Below are 19,674 nucleotides of genomic sequence, written 5' to 3' on the forward strand. Positions count from 1 at the left end.
ATGACGAAAGCAGGTATGCCTGAAAGTGTGCGTATTGCCTGAAAACACAACCCGCTACGGGGGAGACTTACCCGAAATCTGATTTATTCAACAAAGCCTTTTTGCTCCATCTTTCATTTATAGTGTGGCGATAATATTTAGTTTTAAACATCACTACCACATGGATGGGAGTTGCGGCTAAATTTACTCAGAATCTGAAGGTGGCCTTTTATGGGCGCTATATTTGTCTATCAGATTAAAGACTATTGTGGCCAAAGTGATCGCAGATCCTGCTATACAACCGAAAACAATAGCCCTTTTTAATTGATCTATTGGGAAATTAAATCCATTGCCTTTTAAAAAGTAAAAAATAGCGACTCCTCCACCTAAAAATAACAGCATCAATATGGAAGACAAGCAACTATAAATAAATAACATTACATAACCGTATAGTTGCTTCATTATTTTTTATCCTCAGTAGACCCTTTGGGTTTATTAAGATCTGTAATTAGTCCAGATGAGAATTCTGAAGCGACACCTCCCCAATAATCATAAATAAAACCAGGCACTTCTTTACCTGTTAATGCATTTACAATGCCTGGCGCATATTCCCCGAACAGCCCACCGGCCCATGCTCCAGCCGCTGCCCCTCCAATAGATCCTGTATCCGGTCCATCAGTGAAAAATGCGCTACCAGCCGCTATTCCGACGTTTTGTCCAATAGTCCTTCCCGGCGCAAGCATACCTGCAATGCCTGCACTGGCACTGCTCTTCCAGTCCCAGTTTTTATTTCCATTACCTGGCAGGCTCAGATCAAACCACTGGTAGCTTCCGTTGGCTATTTCAGCAATAACTCCACCACCAATCACCTTACCGACTGATGCCGCAGGCCCAAGATACCATGCTCCTGCAATCATCACTCCATCTTGGTAGCCTTCAACAATAGCTTTAGTGATATTAGCACCTTCCGGCAAATCACCTCTCGCCAGTTGCTCCAGCCCGGCCTGTTTTTGTTCCATTGTCAGATTATTGTCCTGTGCGTACTGGTTCAATGATGCTACCGCCTGACCGTAATTCATCATCCCGGATGGCAAGTGCAGGTTATTATTCTCCGCCGCATTCCTTCCTGCCTCTGCCCCCACCAGGGCTGATACGCTATCGCCTCCGGAAAGTCCACCAGCCAGGCCCGCCGCCAGCGTACCCAGCACGCTGACCGTCTGCCGCTCCGCTACTGAATAATAGTGTTAGCGCCACCACCTATTACTACTGTAATTTACGCTCCTTTTGGCCCCCCTAATCTGCCCGTCCCGACCATTTCTGCAGAAACAATTGCATTGCCTTCGCTATACCACCCGCTAGCTTGGCTTTATCTTCTGCCGTGTTATCCGAGGTTTCACCCAACCAAAAACTAATGCCCGATCCAGCTATCTCGCCCAGCATATTATTCTCAGCAACAACGTAGGTCTGCAGACATTTCTTTACTCCCGCTTGCGATTTTTCCTGAAGCGTTGGAAATAAATCCACCAACAGCCTGTTGCGATCACTACACCAGAAAAAGTTGATGCTTTACAATATTTGATTAAATCATCACTTGGTAGCTCGAATGGTACATTGAATGCAACCCAGAAAAATGTTCTTATTCCGATGAATACCAATAGCGAAAAAGCATTCAAAGCTAAAACGCATATCAAAATAAGAATTGTATACATCAAAATAAATCCTTTGAAGGTCATTTCTGTTCTACCTTCAATTTGTTGAGTTCAAATTTACCTACCTGATCATTTATTATTTCTGTAGTTAAACTGGAACCAGCATTCCCAACTATTCCAGGTAACGGATCTAACTGCAATGGTTTAGATATCCCCATTCCGGCATCGACCCAGAGCCAGTCTTTCCAGGGTTTCATTGGGTTAAAAATTTTATCCAATGGTAGCTCAACAAGTTTCCCTACTCCATAACCCAGCCCGGATGCAGCCCCGCTGATCAACCCACCTTTTAGCGGATCATCTCCTTTAATATAGCTGGACGTGGCACCACTACCTACATTCACTGCCATCGTCCCCCATAACCCGGTTCCTGCTGTCAATGCACCAGTCCAGTAACCCAGAATAACGTCATTTGGATTTACTTCACCGTTAATCAGCAGGCCCACACCTGCGTTAGCTCCGGCACCTATCAGGCTGGTTGTTGCTGCCGCGCCGGGCAGTAGCGGCCATACCATCACGCTTCCCATCGCTGCCACTACTGTCTGGCAGGATACCGGTGTATTTCCACTACAGGCTTCTTTGATTGCTTCCTGCGTGCCGGATTCGTAATTCGCTGTCGTACCGGGCTTTTGCTTATTTGCAGCCGCCAGCACACTTCCCAGCGCATTATTCTCCGCCGCATTCCTTCCTGCCTCTGCCCCTGCCAGGGCAGATTCGCTACCGCCTCCGGAAACTCCTCCGGCCAGGCCCGCCGCCAGCGTACCCAGCACACTGACAGTCTGCCGCTCTGTTTCTGTCAGCTCACTGACCCCCCGGCCCGGATACAGCTGGTTCATCACCCACTGTGCCATCAGCTCTCCGCTGACCGCGCCGGTGGCCCCCGCCAGCGCCGGATTACCCGCCGCATACGCCGTCACCGCCCCCACCACCGCGTGCGCCATCCCCCGTGCTGCCTCGTCCGGTGCCAGCCGGTGGATTTGAGTGGCCAGGTACGGTGCCCCGGCCCCGGTCAGCGCCTGAGCCAGGTTCCCCCCTGCCAGCCCCTGTACCGCCGCCGTGGCCGCCTGTATACCTTGCTGGACAGCGCTTCCCGTACCGTATTTCTGCGCTTCAGCTTTATAAATCGCCGTATCACGCAACTGCTCCGGCGTATAACCGGGATACTGCGCCTGCTGCAAGCGCCGCTGCTCTGCCGTACTGTCAAAGATCCGGCCCAGCGACCGCTGAGCCCCGCTCACATCGCGGCTCAGCAGGGTAAGATCCTGCTGCTGAGCGGCCGGATCCCGGATAAGTATCTGCCCCTCAGCCACCGCCGCCTGTGTGGCTGAACCGGCAGTGCCGTGATGGTTCACCCCGGCCAGCAGGGTACTGGCCATATTGCCCAGGAACATCCCGCCCAGGCTGCCGCCGGTACTGATACCGGCACGCTGCTGCTGCGCCGTAAATTCTGCCCGGTTGCGCAGATCGCTGAACCCCAGCGTGCCGGTCTCCAGCCGGTTTTTATCTGCCGTGGCATCAGAGCCGATGACCGCCCCGTTCAGTTGCGTATGGTTGCCCACCGTAATATCAAATCCCCTCTCACCGGCAAACAGACCGCTCTGCTGCTGCACGGCCTGATAGCGGCTGTGCAGCCGGGTATGCGTTGCGCTGACACCGGCAGCCCCGCCCCCGGGAGACACACTGTCCCCGGCACTGTAGCCCCGCTGTCTGCTGTCATAACGCTCACTGTCCTGCGGGCTGGCAAGGGTGAGATCCCGCCCCACCTCCGCCAGGATCCGCCCACCACTGACCCGGGCACCGGCCAGGGTGGTATCCCGGCCACTGTACAGCTGTACATTTCCGTCGCTGTCCAGCGTGGTACCGGTATGGCTGAGCTGGGTGCCATCTTCATCACCACGGCTCCTGCTGACACTGACAGTACCGCTGAGGCCTGCCCCCACCCCGATCCCGGCGCTGCTGCCCTGGCTTTTGTTTTTACCGGTTACCGTCTGCTTATCTGTGGCGGACGCCAGCAGGAGATCCCGCCAGGCATAAAGCGATGCATCACCGCCCGCATTCAGGGCCGCGCCACGGGCCAGAATATCGCCCTGTGTCGCCGTCAGGAACATATTCCGCCCCGCCGTCAGCGAACTGCCGGAGGCCACCAACTGCTCCGTTTTACGCTCAGCGCGGGAGTGCTGGCTGCCGTAACTTAGGCTTATCCCGATACGGTTATGGCTGCTGCCCGCCTGATCCAGGAGGAGACCCTGGCCGGTACGCACTGCGTTCAGTGCGGCCTGGATACCGCGCAGCGCGGCCAGACGCGGATCCTCCTCACGCCCCGCGGCTCTGGCCTGCTGTACGAGGGTATTCACCCCACTACCGGCAGAGCCGGACAACGCCAGGCTAAACCCGCTGGCGTGGCTTTCTGTCCGGGTCAGGGTGGTGTGGCTGTTTTGTGCCGCCGTGATGGCAATACCGGCCCCCGTAACAGATAAATCCCGCCCCGCCACCAGATCACTGCCGTGAACCCGGACGGTATTTCCGGCTGTCAGGCTGACATCACCCGCGCTGCTGCCCACCACACTGCCTTTTTTCATATTACTGTCCGTATCCCGGGTGAGCTTCTGGCTGGCGGATCCCACATTAAAGCCCAGGCCGCCATTCCCCGTCAGACCGGACTTTTTCTGCCGCTGAATATCGTTCTGGTGCCAGGCTTCATCCGCCGTGGTCAGCATCAGATCGCGCCCGGCAACCAGCGAAACATCCCCACGGCCCGCCACATGGCTGCCATCCAGCCGTAAATCCTGCCCGGCCTGCAGGCTGACACTGTCGCCGGAAAGGGTGGTGCTGCGCGCCGTTATCCACCCGGGCAGAGACGCCGGGTAACCGTTGCAGGTTTTCCAGCCCCTGTTCAATAGTGCGTAAATCCAGGCGCTCTGCGGGCCTGAGCGGCAATGCTCCCGTGAGGCTTGCCCCCTCATCTGAGCCGGGCGCATAGCGTATGCTATTGATCTTGCCAGCCAGTAAGTGCAACGTCAGCCTGCCGCTACGCAGATCCTGTTGCGGTGCCAGCACCCGGGAGGTAACCCAACCATGGCTTATCATCCTGTCCTGAATGCGGGACATCAGCTGGTTAATACCGCGGATCCCCAGGCAGTGGCCCACACCCATGCCGGCAATACGCCGGGCCGGAAACCATGTGGGAAAATCCTCGCGCCCGGTCAGTACGACCTCGTGCACAATAAAGCAGGGGTGCTCAGTAACAAACTGGCCACTGCCGGTATCCGCAGGCGCAATCCCGGAAGTAATATCCGGCGCCAGGGGCACAAGCCGGGCCTCCAGCGCTGACTGGCGGGCCTCTATTTGTTGTTGCTGCTGATTAAAAAGGTCGCTTGCAGGCTGATCCTGAGCGCCCGCCGCAAAGCAGGGAGGTAACACCAGAGCCCCTGATAACCGGCACAAATGAATTATCCGTATCAAAATAAACATCCCGCTTTATAGTGATAATAAAGAACAAAACGGGAGGATAATCATCAGGCCATGACGCCGCGGCAATACATAAAAAATCGATAATTTAACTATTGGCGTTTGTATATAACGCCCTCAGAGAGACATAAAATATCGATTAAAAACAATAATATGAATAAATAAAGAATATCCGAAGATATAATATAAGATAAGTTCATGACAATCTCAGGCGATTATCACTACCAGGGATAATTTTTATTCTGCCCTGAGTGTATTAACACGACTATTGACTGTGTTAATAGCATTTACACACGATATCTGGAGGGGGTTAATATATTTATTGAGTCACAGAGTTGATATTTTGGCTATTTTCGCAAAGAGATCTGCACGCTTAAAGCACATGGCACGGGGCGCCGTGTGCCCAAAAAAAGGGGCTAGCCAATGGCTAACCCCTTGATTCACAACACGCTTTGGATGCAGCGTGAATGCGTTCTTAGTTAAGACGCTCTTTGATACGAGCCGCTTTACCAGTACGCTCACGCAGGTAGTACAGTTTAGCTTTACGTACAGCACCACGACGTTTGACATTGATAGAGTCAACAACCGGAGAGTGAGTCTGGAAAACACGCTCTACGCCTTCGCCGTTGGAAATTTTACGAACAGTGAATGCAGAGTGCAGACCGCGGTTACGGATAGCGATAACCACGCCCTCGAATGCCTGCAGACGTTTTTTAGAACCTTCAACAACCCATACTTTCACTTCCACGGTATCGCCCGGACGGAAGGAAGGTACATCCTGCTTCATCTGTTCTTGTTCAATTTGCTTAATGATGTTGCTCATAATTTAATCTCTTATCCTGGGTAAACTGATTTTACGGGTGACGCCCTCAGGCATTGTCATTCCCATCATGTTTATGTTGCTGCTCTGCGAACTCTTTTTTGAAATCCGCCAGCAACTTTGCTTGCTCTTCAGTCAGAGCCAGGTTTTCCAGAAGTTCAGGTCTTCTAAGCCAGGTCCGGCCCAGCGACTGTTTCAACCGCCAGCGACGTATCTCAGCATGATTACCGGAAAGCAGTACTGCCGGTACATCCATGCCTGCTAACACTTCAGGGCGGGTATAATGTGGACAGTCCAGAAAGCCCTCCGCAAATGAATCTTCACTTGCTGACGCTTCATGGCCCAGAACCCCAGGAATAAACCGGGAGACCGAATCAATCAACGTCATGGCTGGCAATTCACCGCCACTGAGCACGTAGTCACCGATTGACCATTCTTCATCAATTTCGGTTTGAATCACGCGCTCATCTATCCCCTCGTAACGGCCACATACCAGAATCAACTTCTGATTTGTCGCCAGCTCACACACGCCCTCTTGATCGAGTTTGCGCCCTTGAGGTGAGAGATAAATCACTTTTGCGCCGTCACCTGCCGCCGCTTTCGCTGCGTGAATAGCATCCCGTAAAGGTTGCACCATCATCAACATCCCGGGGCCACCACCATAGGGACGATCGTCCACTGTGCGGTGCCGGTCGTGAGTGAAATCACGCGGACTCCAACTCTGGATGTTCAGCAGGCCATTTTTTACTGCCCGGCCAGTTACCCCGTAATCGGTAATCGCGCGGAACATCTCAGGAAACAGGCTAATTATGCCAATCCACATAGCGCCGTCTTATTACCGTTTGTTCGGAGGTTTAAAAACCAGGATCCCAGTCTACTTCGATAGTACGAGTAGCGAGATCGACTTTCTTGATAACCTGCCCATCGAGGAACGGAATCAGCCGCTCCTTGATACCGAACGCATCTTTCAGGTTTGCCTTCACGACGAGTACGTCGTTAGACCCGGTTTCCATCATATCGATGACTTTACCCAGGCCATATCCTTCGCTGGTCACTACCTGGCAGCCCATAAGGTCTTTCCAGTAGTAATCACCCTCTTCCAGATTAGGCAACTGCGAGGAATCCACCACAATCTCACAATTGGTGAGTAAATTCGCTGCATCACGATCGTCAACGCCTTTCAGCTTGATGATCATGTCCTGATTATGGTGCCGCCAGCTTTCCAGCTCGATCGGCTGCCACTGACCAGCTTTCTGGATAAACCAGGGCTGGTAGTCAAAAATGCTTTCGGCGTCTTCAGTGGATGAAAACACTCTGAGCCAACCACGAATCCCGTAAGAGGATCCAATCTTCCCCACAATAATTGGGTCAGTTGGGATCTGTGCGGTATGTTGCTTGCTCATCATGACCACCGTGACAGATTAAGCTGCTTTTTTTGCTTCTTTGATCAGCGCAGATACGCGATCAGAAACGGTTGCGCCCTGGCCAACCCAGTGCTCAATACGGTCCAGATCCAGGCGAGTGCCTTCTTCCTGGCCGTTAGCCTGCGGGTTGAAGAAACCAACGCGCTCGATGAAGCGGCCGTTACGTGCATTGCGGCTGTCAGTTACGACTACCTGGTAGAACGGACGCTTTTTAGCGCCGTGACGTGCTAAACGAATAGTTACCATAACATCCTCTTGTGTGAATAAAACAACCGGGCTCCATCGAGGAACGGAGCCCGGTGTCATATTAAAAGCCCGAAAATTTTACTGATTTCTGGGGAAAATGCAATCAGCAGATAGCAATCAGCGATCGGGAGTGAGAAAACAGCAAAATAAAGATAACTTCAGGGGCCCATTAAACGCGGCCCCAAAGCCAGAATGACAAACAAGCCAGGCCGATTACCGCCCATGCCGAGGCCGTTGGCGGTGAAGTCAGTCTGGCTGCGGCGTGCGCGCAAACAGCGGAGCGTACACGCAGTACGTGAGCATGTTGAGCACACCCCAAAGCCAGAATGACAAACAAGCCAGGCCGATTACCGCCCCGGGAACCCTGGCGGCATCATCCCCTTCATCCCGCGCATCATCTTCGCCATCCCGCCTTTCTTCATTTTCTTCATCATGCGCTGCATGTCGTCGAACTGCTTCAGCAGGCGGTTAACGTCCTGAACCTGCATCCCACAGCCGGTTGCGATACGGCGCTTGCGGGAGCCTTTGATAATTTCCGGGCGGGCGCGTTCTTTCATGGTCATGGAGTTAATAATCGCCTCCATTCGCACCAGCACGTTGTCATCCATCTGGGCTTTGACGTTATCCGGGATCTGCCCCATACCGGGCAGTTTCCCCATCAGGCTGGCCATGCCGCCCATATTTTTCATCTGTTTCAGCTGTTCGAGGAAGTCGTTGAGGTCGAAACCGTCGCCTTTCTTCAGCTTGTTGGCCAGTTTTTCTGCCTGGGCGCGGTCAACTTTGCTTTCGATATCTTCGATCAGGGAGAGCACGTCGCCCATGCCGAGGATACGGGACGCGATACGATCCGGGTGGAACGGCTCCAGCGCTTCGGTTTTTTCACCAACGCCGAGGAATTTAATCGGCTTACCGGTGATGTGGCGAATAGAGAGCGCCGCACCGCCGCGGGCATCACCGTCCACTTTAGTCAGTACAACACCGGTGAGCGGCAGCGCTTCATTAAAGGCTTTCGCGGTATTCGCCGCATCCTGACCGGTCATGGCATCAACAACAAACAGGGTTTCTACCGGATTAATCTCCGAGTGAACCTGTTTGATTTCGTCCATCATCGCTTCATCGACGTGCAAACGGCCGGCGGTATCCACCAGCAGCACATCGTAGAATTTCAGTTTGGCTTCTTTCAGCGCCGCCTTGACGATATCAACCGGCTTCTGCCCTACATCTGACGGGAAGAAATCCACCCCGACCTGTTCGGCGAGGGTTTCCAGCTGTTTGATCGCCGCCGGGCGATACACATCCGCAGAGACAACCAGCACTCTCTTTTTGTGCTTCTCGCGCAGGAATTTCCCCAGCTTACCCACACTGGTCGTTTTACCTGCCCCTTGCAGACCCGCCATCAGCACCACCGCCGGTGGCTGGGCCGCCAGATTCAGGGTGCTGTTTTCCTCCCCCATCGCCGAAACCAGTTCGTTACGAACAATTTTGACGAATTCCTGGCCCGGGGTGAGGCTCTTGTTAACTTCATGGCCAACCGCCTGTTCTTTAACGCGGCTGATAAAATCACGCACCACTGGCAGGGCGACATCCGCCTCCAGCAATGCCATGCGCACTTCACGCAGGGTGTCTTTAATGTTGTCTTCAGTCAGACGACCGCGGCCGCTGATATTGCGTAGCGTACGCGACAGGCGGTCAGTTAAATTATCAAACATTGCACTAATCCAGGTGATAACAGTGGCCGCCGAAGCGACAGTAAACAGAATGCGCCGAGTATACCATACCGTTGCCCCAGTGCGATGACGGTTGGAGCAGGCGACACCTGACGGTATACTGCGTTTTCATTTATGGCGACCAATTGACACCCTACTATGCCTGTTTTTGCACTCCTTGCCCTGGTGGCTTACTTAGCCAGTCTGGCGCTGATTATTCCTGGTCTGCTGCGCAAATACAGCGCGTGGCGGCGTCTGTCCATCCTGTTTGCCGCGCTGGCACTGGTGAGCCATGCGCTGGCCCTTGAGGCACGAATTTTCCAGCCCGGCGGCGGACAAAACCTCAGCCTGCTGAATGTCGGCTCGCTGGTGAGCCTGATGATCTGCGCGGTCATGACCATTGTGGCCAGCTGCAACCGCGGCTGGCTGCTCTTGCCCATCGTGTACGCTTTTGCGGTGATAAACCTCGCCCTGGCGACCTTTATGCCCAACGAGTTCATCACCCATCTGGAAGCCACGCCGGGCATGATGATCCATATCGGGCTGGCGCTGTTCGCTTATGCGACCCTGATTATTGCCGCACTGTACGCGCTACAGCTGGCGTGGATAGACTACCAGTTGAAGAACAAAAAGCTGTCATTCAGTGCCGACATGCCGCCGCTGATGACCATTGAACGCAAAATGTTTCACATCACCCAGATTGGCGTTGTACTGCTGACATTAACCCTGTGCACCGGTCTGTTCTGGCTGAAAAATTTATTCAGCCTGGAAAACCTCGATAAAGCCATCCTCTCCATTCTGGCGTGGTTCGTGTATGTCATTCTGTTATGGGGGCACTATCATGAAGGCTGGCGCGGGCGTCAGGTGGTAAAATTTAACGTCGCAGGGGCCATTATTTTAACTCTGGCCTATTTTGGAAGCCGAATTCTGCAATACATCATCGGCTAATTAGTCACAGTAAGGATCTCTTTTGGAACACATATCAACCACCACGTTGATCATCACCCTGGTCATCATGGTGGTGGTTTCAGCGTATTTTTCCGGCTCAGAAACCGGGATGATGACCCTCAACCGCTACCGCTTGCGCCATATGGCCAAACAGGGCAACCGGGCGGCCAAACGCGTTGAAAAGCTACTTAAAACCCCGGACCGCCTGATTAGCCTGGTGCTGATCGGCAACAACCTGGTGAACATTCTGGCCTCCGCCCTGGGGACCATTGTCGGCATGCGGCTGTATGGCGATGCGGGGGTGGCGATTGCCACCGGCGTACTGACCTTTGTGGTACTGGTATTTGCGGAAGTGCTGCCCAAAACCGTGGCGGCGCTCTACCCGGAAAAAGTCGCCTACCCCAGCAGCTTCCTGCTGGTACCGCTGCAAATCATTATGATGCCCCTGGTGTGGCTGCTGAATATGATCACCCGCGTGCTGATGCGCATGGTGGGGATCAAAACCAATGCCGTGGTCAGTGCCGCGCTCAGCAAAGAAGAGCTGCGCACCATTGTTAATGAGTCCCGCAGTAAGATTTCGCGCCGTAACCAGGACATGCTGCTGTCCGTGCTGGACCTGGAAAACGTCAGCGTCAACGACATCATGGTGCCGCGTAACGAAATCGTCGGCATTGATATTAACGACGACTGGAAGTCTATCGTTCGCCAGCTCACCCACTCCCCGCATGGCCGTATCGTGCTGTACCGGGAATCACTGGATGACGCCATCAGTATGCTGCGGGTGCGCGAAGCCTACCGGCTGATGACCGAGAAAAAAGAATTTACCAAAGAAGTGATGTTGCGCGCAGCGGATGAAATTTACTTCGTACCGGAAGGCACCCCACTGAGCACCCAACTGGTGAAATTCCAGCGCAACAAGAAAAAAGTCGGCCTGGTGGTCAATGAATACGGCGATATTCAGGGGCTGGTTACCGTGGAGGATATTCTCGAAGAGATCGTCGGCGACTTTACCACTTCGATGTCACCGAGCCTGGCGGAGGAAGTTACCCCCCAGAACGACGGTTCGGTCATTATCGACGGCAGCGCCAACGTGCGGGAAATTAATAAAGCCTTCAACTGGCATCTGCCGGAAGATGAGGCCCGCACCATTAACGGCATGATCCTCGAAGCGCTGGAAGAGATCCCGGCCCCCGGCACCCGCGTACGCATCGAACAGTACGATGTCGACATCCTCGACGTGCAGGAAAATATGATTAAACAGGTGAAAGTCTTACCGGTGAAAACCCTGCGGGAATCGGTAGAAGGCACCGCCGGCTAACGCCGCAACCACACGCGAACATAACGCCAAAAAAAGGCCAGTCACTGACTGGCCTTTTTTACCGCTTATGGACCGGGATCAGGCTTTCGCTTTCGCCACTGATACCATAGCGGCACGGATGGTGCGACCATTCAGGGTGTAGCCTTTCTGCATCACCATCAGTACATGGTTTGGCGCTACCTCGTCAGATTCCACCATCGCAATCGCCTGGTGAACATCCGGATTAAATGGCTCGTTAACGGCACCCACAACATCCACGCCAAATTTGCGTACCACATCCAGCATGGATTTCTGAGTCAGTTCGATACCTTCCACCATTGGGGCCAGGTCCGGATTATTTTTATCAGCGACTTCGAGAGCGCGATCCAGACTGTCGATCACCGGCAGAAGTTCGTTAACGAACTTCTCAAGGGCAAATTTATGCGCCTTTTCGACATCCTGCTCGGTACGACGACGCAGGTTTTCCATCTCTGCTTTTGCCCGCAGCAGAGCATCACGCTCATGCTGCTGCACTTCAGCCAGTTGAGCTTCCAGATTCGCGATTTGCTCGTCGCGCGGATCCACCGTGTTAGCGTTCTCTGCTGTTACTTCCACTTCCTCGTGTTGCTCCATGGCCTGCTTCTCCTCAGAGAGTTGCTCTTCTGGCGCTTTCTGTTCTTGACTACTCATGAAATTCTCCGCGTTCTTTTGGCATTCATCTCGCTACCTGGCTTATTATGGGGATCAGTTGCCGGGTTTCAAGGGAACCTGACAGATTGTCGTTTATTGCTCAGCACAAGGACCACTGGATAATGGCCACGCATTTTAATTGTATCGGTATTGTCGGGCACCCGCGTCACCCAACCGCACTCACCACACATGAAATGTTATACCGCTGGCTTACTGAGCAGGGCTACGACGTGATGGTCGAACAACAAATAGCGCACGAACTGAAACTGCAAAATGTGAGGACCGGCACACTTGCGGAAATTGGTCAGCAGGCGGATCTGGCCGTTGTCGTCGGCGGCGACGGTAATATGCTGGGGGCAGCCCGGGTGCTGGCCCGTTACGATATCAAAGTAATTGGCATTAACCGCGGCAATCTGGGCTTCCTGACCGATCTCGACCCGGACAACGCCCAGCAGCAACTGGCTGATGTGCTGGAAGGCCATTACATTATCGAGCGCCGCTTCCTGCTGGAGGCACAAATTCGCCATCAGGATCGCCATACCTGCATGAGCACCGCCATTAACGAAGTGGTGCTGCATCCGGGGAAAGTGGCCCATATGATCGAGTTTGAAGTCTATATCGACGAAGTATTCGCGTTTTCACAGCGCTCTGACGGGTTAATTATTTCCACCCCCACCGGCTCTACGGCCTATTCGCTGTCGGCGGGTGGCCCTATCCTGACCCCGTCCCTGGATGCCATTACCCTGGTACCGATGTTTCCCCATACCCTGTCCGCCCGGCCGCTGGTGATTAACGGCGACAGCACTATCCGCCTGCGTTTTTCCCATATGCGCAGTGATCTGGAAATCAGCTGTGACAGCCAGATAGCCCTGCCGATTCAGGAAGGGGACGATGTGTTCATCCGCCGCTGCGATTACCATCTGAATTTAATCCATCCAAAAGACTACAGCTATTTCAATACATTAAGCTCGAAACTCGGCTGGTCAAAAAAATTGTTCTAAAATTGCGTTCGCCACTTTACTGGATATAAAGCCAGTATATACTGTATGAAATTACAGTTATGTTGTTATGTACAGGAAGGTGGCTATGCTGGCGCAACTGACAATCAATAATTTTGCTATTGTTCGTGAACTGGAGATCGATTTTCACCAGGGGATGACGGCCATTACCGGGGAAACCGGGGCGGGTAAATCTATCGCTATTGATGCGCTAGGGTTATGCCTGGGTGGCCGTGCTGAAGGTGAAATGGTGCGTCAGGGCGCTAACCGCGCCGATCTCTGCGCCCGCTTCGCCCTCAAGGACACCCCGGCCGCCCGGCGCTGGCTGGAAGAAAACGCCCTGGATGACGGCAACGAATGCCTGCTCCGCCGGGTACTCAGCAGCGATGGCCGCTCACGGGGCTTTATTAATGGCACCGCGGTGCCGCTCTCTCAGCTGCGGGAGCTGGGCCAGCTACTGATCCAGATCCACGGCCAGCATGCCCATCAGCTCTTACTCAAACCAGAACACCAGAAACGCCTGCTGGACGGCTATGCCGGTGAGCACGCGCTGATGCAGTCCATGGCCGCGGCGTACCAGCAGTGGCACCGCAGCTGCCGTGACCTTGCCCAGCACCAGCAGCTCTCCCAGGAGCGCGCCGCCCGGGCAGAACTGCTGCAATACCAGCTGAAAGAGCTCAATGAATTTGCCCCCCAGGACGGGGAGTTTGAGCAAATAGATGAAGAATATAAGGTACTGGCCAATAGCGGCCAGTTGCTCTCCCTGGGCCAGCAGGCGCTGGGGATACTGGCAGAAACCGAAGGCGATAATATCCAGCGCCAGCTCTACAGCGTACGCCAGACCGTGGGTGAACTGGCGTCAATGGACGATAAGCTCTCCGCCCTGCTGGATCTGCTGGAAGAAGCCGCCATCCAAATTGATGAAGCCAGCAATGAACTGCGCCATTACTGCGAGCGGCTGGACTTAGACCCCAACCGGCTGTACGAACTGGAACAGCGTATCTCGCGCCAGATTTCCCTGGCCCGGAAGCACCAGACCCCGCCGGACGCCCTGCCCGCCCTGTACCGCACCCTGCTCGACGAACAGCAACTGCTGGATGCCCAGGCCGATGATGCCGACGCACTGGTCACAGAAGTCTCAGTACATCATCAGCAGGCGCTCAGCATTGCCCGGCAGCTCCATCAGTGCCGGCTGAAACAGTCTGCGGAGCTGAGCCAACTGATCACCGAGAGTATTCACGCCCTCGCCATGCCCCACGGCGTGCTGGAGATTAGCGTCGAATTCGATGAGAACCACCTCAGTGCCGAAGGGGCAGACCGGGTTGATTTCCGGGTGTCCACCAACCCCGGGCAGCCGCTGCAACCGCTGGCCAAAGTGGCCTCCGGCGGTGAGCTGTCGCGTATTGCCCTGGCCATTCAGGTCATCACCGCCCGTAAAATGGACACCCCGGCACTGATTTTTGATGAAGTCGATGTGGGGATCAGCGGCCCGACTGCGGCAGTGGTCGGCAGACTGCTGCGCCAGTTGGGTGAATCAACCCAGGTGATGTGCGTTACCCACCTGCCCCAGGTGGCGGGTTGTGGGCACCACCACTTTTTTGTCAGCAAGACAACCGATGGCGAGATGACCGAAACCCATATGCAGCCGCTGGATAAGCGCGCCCGGTTGCAGGAGCTGGCCCGCCTGCTGGGCGGCAGCGCGGTCACCCGCAATACCCTGGCAAATGCCCGGGAATTATTAGCCGCCTGACGGCGACTCTCCCCCCGACCGCAACACAGAACCGGTGGCCCCCGGTTCTGTTTTTTACTATTATCCGTACGAAATTTCATCTGACCGGCGCGTCCCGTAACGATTTACCGGCCTTTTCATCAACTTTTTTCACTCGCGGCGGTCATAGTGAAGCGTCTGAAGGTTTTAAACTGCGCAAAGGTTTATTATCATCGGCATATTACATATGAGCCACGAACTTGCTCGGGCCCGAAAAGGAATAAAATCACTATGCGCTGTAAAACGCTGACTGCTGCCGCTGCGGCTCTTCTGATGCTGACCGCGGGTTGTTCCACCCTGGAACGCGTGGTTTATCGTCCGGATATCAATCAGGGTAACTACCTGACTGCCACAGATATTGCAAAAGTCCACCAGGGAATGACCCAACAGCAGGTTGCTTACGCACTGGGAACGCCAATGATGAGCGATCCGTTCGGCACCAACACCTGGTTCTATGTATTCCGCCAGCAGCCGGGGCATGAGAAGGTAACCCAGCAAACGCTGACCCTGACCTTCGACAGCAACGGTGTTCTGACCAATATCGATAACAAGCCTGCGCTGGCCAGCAAACACAGCAACTGATCCGCAGACTGAAACCAAAAAAGGTGCCGAGGGCACCTTTTTTACTTGTACTGGCGTTTACCGGAACGGCTGTTACTTACCCGCGCGACGCTGCTTATTTCTTCGCTGACTTTTCAGCCCGCTCCCGGCGCAGTGCGCGCGGATCGGCAATCAGCGGCCGGTAAATCTCCACCCGATCACCGTCTTGCAGCACATCAGTCAGTTTCACCGCGCGGCTATAGATCCCCACTTTATTGCTGGCCAGATCGATTTCCGGGCGCAGCTCAATAATACCGGACGCGTGGATAGCTTCTTCAACAGTGGCCCCGGCCGGGAGCACGACACGGCGCAGATACTGCTTTTGCGGCAGCGCATAAATCACTTCAATATGCATATCAGACAACGCTATAGACCTCTTTGGCCCGGCGGGTAAACGCCTGCACCATACTGATGGCCAGCTCTTTGAACACCCGGCCAAAGGCCAGCTCAATCAGCTTATTAGTGAACTCAAAATCCAGCTGGAACTCAATACGGCAGGCATCTGAAGTCAGCGGCGTAAATTTCCAGCCGCCAACCAGTGAACGGAACGGGCCGTCGACCAGTTGCATTAAAATACTCTGGTTGCTGGTCAATATATTCCGGGTAGTGAACGTTTTACTGATCCCCGCTTTCGAGACATCCACAGCGGCGGTCATTTCGTCCGCGGAAGAATGGAGCACCCGGGAACCTACGCACCCTGGCAAAAATTGCGGATAAGAAGGTACATCATTCACTAACTTATACATCTGTTCCGCGCTGAAAGGGACCAGTGCGGTACGGCTGATCTGCGGCATAGTCGTTCCCGTGAGTCATACAACCGGCGAATAATAACATTTATCCCTGTGCAAACAAAAAACTCTGGCACAAGGCGTGCTACACCGTCAGTAAGCCATGCTAAGATAACGGCCCTCAGCCCCCACTGGATGGGGTGCTAATTTCTGTCGGATTACGTATACTGAGCGGCACTATGACGAAGAAAAAAGCACACAAACCTGGCTCAGCCACCATTGCGCTCAACAAACGCGCTCGCCACGAATACTTCATTGAAGAAGAGTTCGAAGCGGGACTTGCCCTGCAGGGGTGGGAAGTAAAATCCCTGCGCGCCGGGAAGGCAAACATCAGTGACAGCTATGTTATCCTGAAAGACGGGGAAGCATTCCTGTTTGGCTCCAACTTTATTCCGCTGAGTGTCGCCTCCTCCCACGTGGTGTGTGACCCGACCCGAACCCGCAAACTGCTGCTGAACCAGCGTGAGCTGGATACGCTGTACGGCCAAATTAACCGCGGCGGTTACACCGTGGTCGCCCTGTCGCTGTACTGGAAAAACGCCTGGTGCAAAGTCAAAATCGGCGTTGCCAAAGGTAAACAGCAGCACGATAAACGTTCCGATCTGAAAGATCGCGAATGGCAGGTGGATAAAGCCCGTATTATGAAACACGCCGGGCGCTAAGTTCGGCATCAACATCTGAGCGCACCATACGCAAAAAGCCTGCGGCATTCCCCCGCAGGCTTTTTCATTTTTACCGGCCCCGGACTGGATCAGATAGCGAGCGTTTCCGCCACCGCCCCAGGCTGGACTGTTGCCACCAGCGCATCCACCATTGCGGTGATATCCGGCCACTGGCTGGCGGCCCCATAAATATAAAAGTCCGGGCGCACCAGGAACGCACTCACATTATGCTGGCGCATAAAATCCAGATACTTACCCGACACATCATAGTATGCCGTCTCGCTGTCTGGATTATCAGACACCACCACCACTTGCCCCCCGGCGAGGCTCAGCCGGGCCGCCAGAGCGGGCAACTGTGATGCATTCACCCCGGACTCGCTAATCACCAGGTGGAATCCCCGGCCAAACAACGTATCAAAACGCGCGGTGTGCTGCTGGCGGCGCAGCGCACCATGCACCGAAAGCGTCCCCGCCACCGGCGAGGGCACCGTACGGTAAATTAACCCGTCAGTGATCCCCGGGAACGGCGGCAGCGGTGCAACCTGGCCAGTTAAATACGCCGTGTCCCGGTCAGCCGCCTGCTGTGGATCTGAAACACACACCACGCGCCCCATGGCCATGGATGCCTCAATAACCGCGCGAATTTGTGGTTTCCGCTCAGCGGTATAGTCATCCAGCACCGCCGGAGAGGCCTGGCCGCTAAGCAGCTTATCCAGCCGCCAGCTCAGGTTCCACACATCGCGCAAGCCCGAACACATGCCCTGCCCCATAAAAGGCGGCATTAAGTGGGCCGCATCCCCCGCCAGTACCACCCGCCCCTGGTGCCATTGCTCGGCAATCCGCGAGCGGAACTGGTAAACCGCATGGCGGATAAGCGTGACCTGCTCCGGGGTCGCCCATTCTGATAACAGCGACCATACCTTTTCAGTGTGTTGCAAATCCTCCAGCGTCTCATGGGGAAGACGCATAAATTCCCAGCGCCGGTAGTGGGGGCCGCCGGGCACCAGGGTGGTTGGCCGCTGTGGGTTACACCACTGAGCGGCGGCGGGCAAATCCAGCTCAACGCCGTCGTGTGGTTTAACGTCCACCACCAGCCAGTCTTCGGCAAAGCCTAAATCCAGCCAGTTAATGCCGCATTCGCGCCGGATAGTACTATTGGCGCCATCGGCGCCAATAACATAACGGGCGCGCACCTGGCTCACCGGGGCGTCCGGTGCCTGATGCTGGGCGGTTCTCACCATCGAGAGCACACAGTTATCCGGGTGCTGGGTCAGGGTTTTCACCTCCCAGCCCTGGCGCAGGGAGACGTTATCCAGCTGCTTCACCTGGCGGTCGAAAATCGCCTCCAGCTCCGGCTGGTTAAAGAAGTAGCCATAGGGGCCATCGCTGATTGACTCGCAGGCCCAGTCGATTTCCACCAGTTGTTGCCAGTCTGCGTTGAACCACTGATAGGCCGATGCCGGATGAGAAATTGCCGCCACCTCCTCTTCCAGCCCTAGCAGACGCAGCATGCGGCGAATTTCATGATCATGGAACACCGCCCGCGGTAGCGGGTAAAGCGACTCCCAGCGCTCATAGACCACTACCTGATAATTCATCCGGCCTAAAATTAACGCCAGCAATTGCCCCACCGGGCCATAACCCACGATAGCAACATCAAACATTTTATCGTTCATACTCTTATTCCGCTAAAAACCCCTGACACACCAGTCCCCTGGCATTTCTGCTTACTCAGGCGCCTGGCCGCTGTTTTACTCCGCTGTGACAAGCGGCTCCAGTTCGGTGTTATGAATGAAGTCAGCGGGAACATCGGGCCCCCACAGATACAGGGAATTTTCCGGGGGAAAATCGCCGGTAGGCCAGGTATAGCCAGCGCTAATAAAATCGATCTCTGCCGAGTATTCGCAAAACGAGCCCCAGGGGTCGCGCACATAATGGAAGTAATTTGATCCCAGACAGTGGCGCCCGGTTCCCCAGCCCTCTTTAAAGCCCGCCGCCGCCATTTGGGTTGCACCGTTACCGACCTCGTCGATAGTGCTGACTTCCCAGGCCGCGTGGTGGAAGCCTTTGCCCCCGCTTTTAGCAAACGCCACCAGGTGATGATCACAGCCGTGGCGGGCGTGCATAAAGGCGATAATGTCCCGGGAGAAGTCCGACAGATTCAGCCCCAGGACCTGTTGATAAAAACGGATAGCCCGGGGCACATCGGCGGAAAACAGTAAAATATGGGACAAGCGCTGAGGATGGATGGTGGGTACCGCATCCCGGGTCACAGTGCCGCGCTGATCCGCCTGAACCGCCCGGGCCGCCGTGACCGCGGGCGCATCCGGGATAGTCTTCACGCCGGGTTTGATATTCAGCAGGTTGCCATCCGGGTCGCGAAACCATATCCCCGGCCCGTCACCTGCTTCGGTGGCCACATGGTGTTCAGTGAGTTGCTGCTGCAGGGCGGCATAATCCGCGTCGTAGCAGTTAAGAACCTATCCCAAAAGGAATTGTCAGATCGAAAATAATGGCAATTTTTGAGGGCGAAGTATGACGGGCAACAAGTGGCAGATCAGCGATGAACTCTGG

At 54.7% G+C, this 19,674-nt stretch carries 17 protein-coding genes and 3 pseudogenes; 6 read left to right on the top strand and 14 right to left on the bottom strand.

From position 1 onward, the window contains the following. Window positions 1-440 precede the first annotated feature (440 nt). From F9C28_RS17815 to ffh, 9 genes and pseudogenes are all read right to left on the bottom strand, one after another. Window positions 441-1,199 (bottom strand): annotated as a pseudogene (locus F9C28_RS17815) (VENN motif pre-toxin domain-containing protein); the annotation flags it as partial. A gap of 73 nt (window positions 1,200-1,272) precedes the next feature. Next, window positions 1,273-1,503 carry a hypothetical protein gene (locus tag F9C28_RS17820; protein ID WP_199016628.1) on the bottom strand — a complete coding sequence of 77 codons (231 nt, stop codon included), beginning with the start codon at window positions 1,501-1,503 and terminating at the stop codon, window positions 1,273-1,275. Window positions 1,504-1,708: 205 nt separating this feature from the next. Continuing rightward, window positions 1,709-4,528, bottom strand: a pseudogene (locus F9C28_RS20350) (hemagglutinin repeat-containing protein); the annotation flags it as partial. Window positions 4,529-4,589: 61 nt separating this feature from the next. Beyond that, window positions 4,590-5,156: pseudogene (locus F9C28_RS17840) on the bottom strand (POTRA domain-containing protein); the annotation flags it as partial. Between the two features lie 472 nt (window positions 5,157-5,628). Further along, a complete protein-coding gene (gene rplS, locus F9C28_RS17845) occupies window positions 5,629-5,976 on the bottom strand; it encodes a 50S ribosomal protein L19 (protein ID WP_064600766.1) in 348 nt (115 codons plus the stop codon). 46 nt (window positions 5,977-6,022) lie between these two features. Further along, the gene (gene trmD, locus F9C28_RS17850; RefSeq protein WP_199016629.1) at window positions 6,023-6,796 is read right to left on the bottom strand and encodes a tRNA (guanosine(37)-N1)-methyltransferase TrmD; all 774 of its coding nucleotides are present in this window, start codon (window positions 6,794-6,796) and stop codon (window positions 6,023-6,025) included. A gap of 31 nt (window positions 6,797-6,827) precedes the next feature. Then, window positions 6,828-7,376 carry a ribosome maturation factor RimM gene (rimM, locus tag F9C28_RS17855; protein WP_199016643.1) on the bottom strand — a complete coding sequence of 183 codons (549 nt, stop codon included), beginning with the start codon at window positions 7,374-7,376 and terminating at the stop codon, window positions 6,828-6,830. 18 nt (window positions 7,377-7,394) lie between these two features. Beyond that, window positions 7,395-7,643, bottom strand: coding sequence for a 30S ribosomal protein S16 (gene rpsP / locus F9C28_RS17860; RefSeq protein ID WP_199016630.1), 249 nt, complete (start codon window positions 7,641-7,643; stop codon window positions 7,395-7,397). A 347-nt stretch (window positions 7,644-7,990) separates the two neighbouring features. Next, the gene (gene ffh / locus F9C28_RS17865; RefSeq protein WP_199016631.1) at window positions 7,991-9,352 is read right to left on the bottom strand and encodes a signal recognition particle protein; all 1,362 of its coding nucleotides are present in this window, start codon (window positions 9,350-9,352) and stop codon (window positions 7,991-7,993) included. A gap of 156 nt (window positions 9,353-9,508) precedes the next feature. On the opposite strand from ffh, the gene F9C28_RS17870 reads away from it, so the two are divergent. Both F9C28_RS17870 and F9C28_RS17875 read left to right on the top strand, forming a co-directional pair. Next, window positions 9,509-10,297, top strand: coding sequence for a cytochrome C assembly family protein (locus F9C28_RS17870; RefSeq protein ID WP_199016632.1), 789 nt, complete (start codon window positions 9,509-9,511; stop codon window positions 10,295-10,297). Window positions 10,298-10,319: 22 nt separating this feature from the next. Then, on the top strand, window positions 10,320-11,615 hold the full coding sequence (locus F9C28_RS17875; protein ID WP_199016633.1) for an HlyC/CorC family transporter: 1,296 nt from the start codon (window positions 10,320-10,322) through the stop codon (window positions 11,613-11,615). Between the two features lie 78 nt (window positions 11,616-11,693). Here F9C28_RS17875 and grpE read toward each other — a convergent pair whose 3' ends face one another. Next, window positions 11,694-12,284, bottom strand: a complete 591-nt coding sequence (grpE, locus tag F9C28_RS17880) for a nucleotide exchange factor GrpE (RefSeq protein ID WP_199016634.1) — start codon at window positions 12,282-12,284, stop codon at window positions 11,694-11,696. Window positions 12,285-12,406: 122 nt separating this feature from the next. On the opposite strand from grpE, the gene nadK reads away from it, so the two are divergent. From nadK to bamE, 3 genes are all read left to right on the top strand, one after another. Next, the gene (gene nadK / locus F9C28_RS17885; RefSeq protein ID WP_199016635.1) at window positions 12,407-13,285 is read left to right on the top strand and encodes an NAD(+) kinase; all 879 of its coding nucleotides are present in this window, start codon (window positions 12,407-12,409) and stop codon (window positions 13,283-13,285) included. Window positions 13,286-13,370: 85 nt separating this feature from the next. Further along, the gene (gene recN, locus F9C28_RS17890; protein WP_199016636.1) at window positions 13,371-15,032 is read left to right on the top strand and encodes a DNA repair protein RecN; all 1,662 of its coding nucleotides are present in this window, start codon (window positions 13,371-13,373) and stop codon (window positions 15,030-15,032) included. Window positions 15,033-15,281: 249 nt separating this feature from the next. Then, complete coding sequence (gene bamE, locus F9C28_RS17895; RefSeq protein WP_199016637.1) at window positions 15,282-15,632, top strand: outer membrane protein assembly factor BamE; 351 nt, start codon at window positions 15,282-15,284, stop codon at window positions 15,630-15,632. A gap of 94 nt (window positions 15,633-15,726) precedes the next feature. Here the strand turns inward: bamE and F9C28_RS17900 are convergent, their stop codons facing one another. Both F9C28_RS17900 and F9C28_RS17905 read right to left on the bottom strand, forming a co-directional pair. Next, window positions 15,727-16,005: an RnfH family protein gene (locus F9C28_RS17900; protein ID WP_408641536.1), complete on the bottom strand. Its 279-nt coding sequence runs from the start codon at window positions 16,003-16,005 to the stop codon at window positions 15,727-15,729. A 1-nt stretch (window position 16,006) separates the two neighbouring features. Continuing rightward, on the bottom strand, window positions 16,007-16,444 hold the full coding sequence (locus F9C28_RS17905) for a type II toxin-antitoxin system RatA family toxin (protein WP_199016639.1): 438 nt from the start codon (window positions 16,442-16,444) through the stop codon (window positions 16,007-16,009). Window positions 16,445-16,617: 173 nt separating this feature from the next. Here F9C28_RS17905 and smpB point away from each other — a divergent pair, with 173 nt between their 5' ends. Next, window positions 16,618-17,100 (top strand): SsrA-binding protein SmpB, encoded by a 483-nt coding sequence (gene smpB / locus F9C28_RS17910; protein ID WP_199016640.1) that lies wholly within the window; start codon window positions 16,618-16,620, stop codon window positions 17,098-17,100. An 89-nt stretch (window positions 17,101-17,189) separates the two neighbouring features. Here smpB and mhpA read toward each other — a convergent pair whose 3' ends face one another. Together mhpA and F9C28_RS17920 are read right to left on the bottom strand one after the other, a co-directional pair. Continuing rightward, a complete protein-coding gene (gene mhpA / locus F9C28_RS17915) occupies window positions 17,190-18,776 on the bottom strand; it encodes a bifunctional 3-(3-hydroxy-phenyl)propionate/3-hydroxycinnamic acid hydroxylase MhpA (RefSeq protein WP_199016641.1) in 1,587 nt (528 codons plus the stop codon). A gap of 75 nt (window positions 18,777-18,851) precedes the next feature. Beyond that, on the bottom strand, window positions 18,852-19,520 hold the full coding sequence (locus F9C28_RS17920; RefSeq protein WP_199016642.1) for a VOC family protein: 669 nt from the start codon (window positions 19,518-19,520) through the stop codon (window positions 18,852-18,854). Window positions 19,521-19,674: the final 154 nt, after the last annotated feature.

The sequence above is a fragment of the Shimwellia pseudoproteus genome, from assembly GCF_016415625.1.
Lineage (GTDB): Bacteria > Pseudomonadota > Gammaproteobacteria > Enterobacterales > Enterobacteriaceae > Shimwellia > Shimwellia pseudoproteus.

Coding starts and splice junctions, on each gene's coding strand:
- rplS (WP_064600766.1), bottom strand. CDS start 5,976: ATGAGCAACATCATTAAGCAAATTGAACAAGAACAGATGAAGCAGGAT.
- trmD (WP_199016629.1), bottom strand. CDS start 6,796: ATGTGGATTGGCATAATTAGCCTGTTTCCTGAGATGTTCCGCGCGATT.
- rimM (WP_199016643.1), bottom strand. CDS start 7,376: ATGAGCAAGCAACATACCGCACAGATCCCAACTGACCCAATTATTGTG.
- rpsP (WP_199016630.1), bottom strand. CDS start 7,643: ATGGTAACTATTCGTTTAGCACGTCACGGCGCTAAAAAGCGTCCGTTC.
- ffh (WP_199016631.1), bottom strand. CDS start 9,352: ATGTTTGATAATTTAACTGACCGCCTGTCGCGTACGCTACGCAATATC.
- F9C28_RS17870 (WP_199016632.1), top strand. CDS start 9,509: ATGCCTGTTTTTGCACTCCTTGCCCTGGTGGCTTACTTAGCCAGTCTG.
- grpE (WP_199016634.1), bottom strand. CDS start 12,284: ATGAGTAGTCAAGAACAGAAAGCGCCAGAAGAGCAACTCTCTGAGGAG.
- nadK (WP_199016635.1), top strand. CDS start 12,407: ATGGCCACGCATTTTAATTGTATCGGTATTGTCGGGCACCCGCGTCAC.
- recN (WP_199016636.1), top strand. CDS start 13,371: ATGCTGGCGCAACTGACAATCAATAATTTTGCTATTGTTCGTGAACTG.
- bamE (WP_199016637.1), top strand. CDS start 15,282: ATGCGCTGTAAAACGCTGACTGCTGCCGCTGCGGCTCTTCTGATGCTG.
- F9C28_RS17900 (WP_408641536.1), bottom strand. CDS start 16,005: ATGCATATTGAAGTGATTTATGCGCTGCCGCAAAAGCAGTATCTGCGC.
- F9C28_RS17905 (WP_199016639.1), bottom strand. CDS start 16,444: ATGCCGCAGATCAGCCGTACCGCACTGGTCCCTTTCAGCGCGGAACAG.
- smpB (WP_199016640.1), top strand. CDS start 16,618: ATGACGAAGAAAAAAGCACACAAACCTGGCTCAGCCACCATTGCGCTC.
- mhpA (WP_199016641.1), bottom strand. CDS start 18,776: ATGAACGATAAAATGTTTGATGTTGCTATCGTGGGTTATGGCCCGGTG.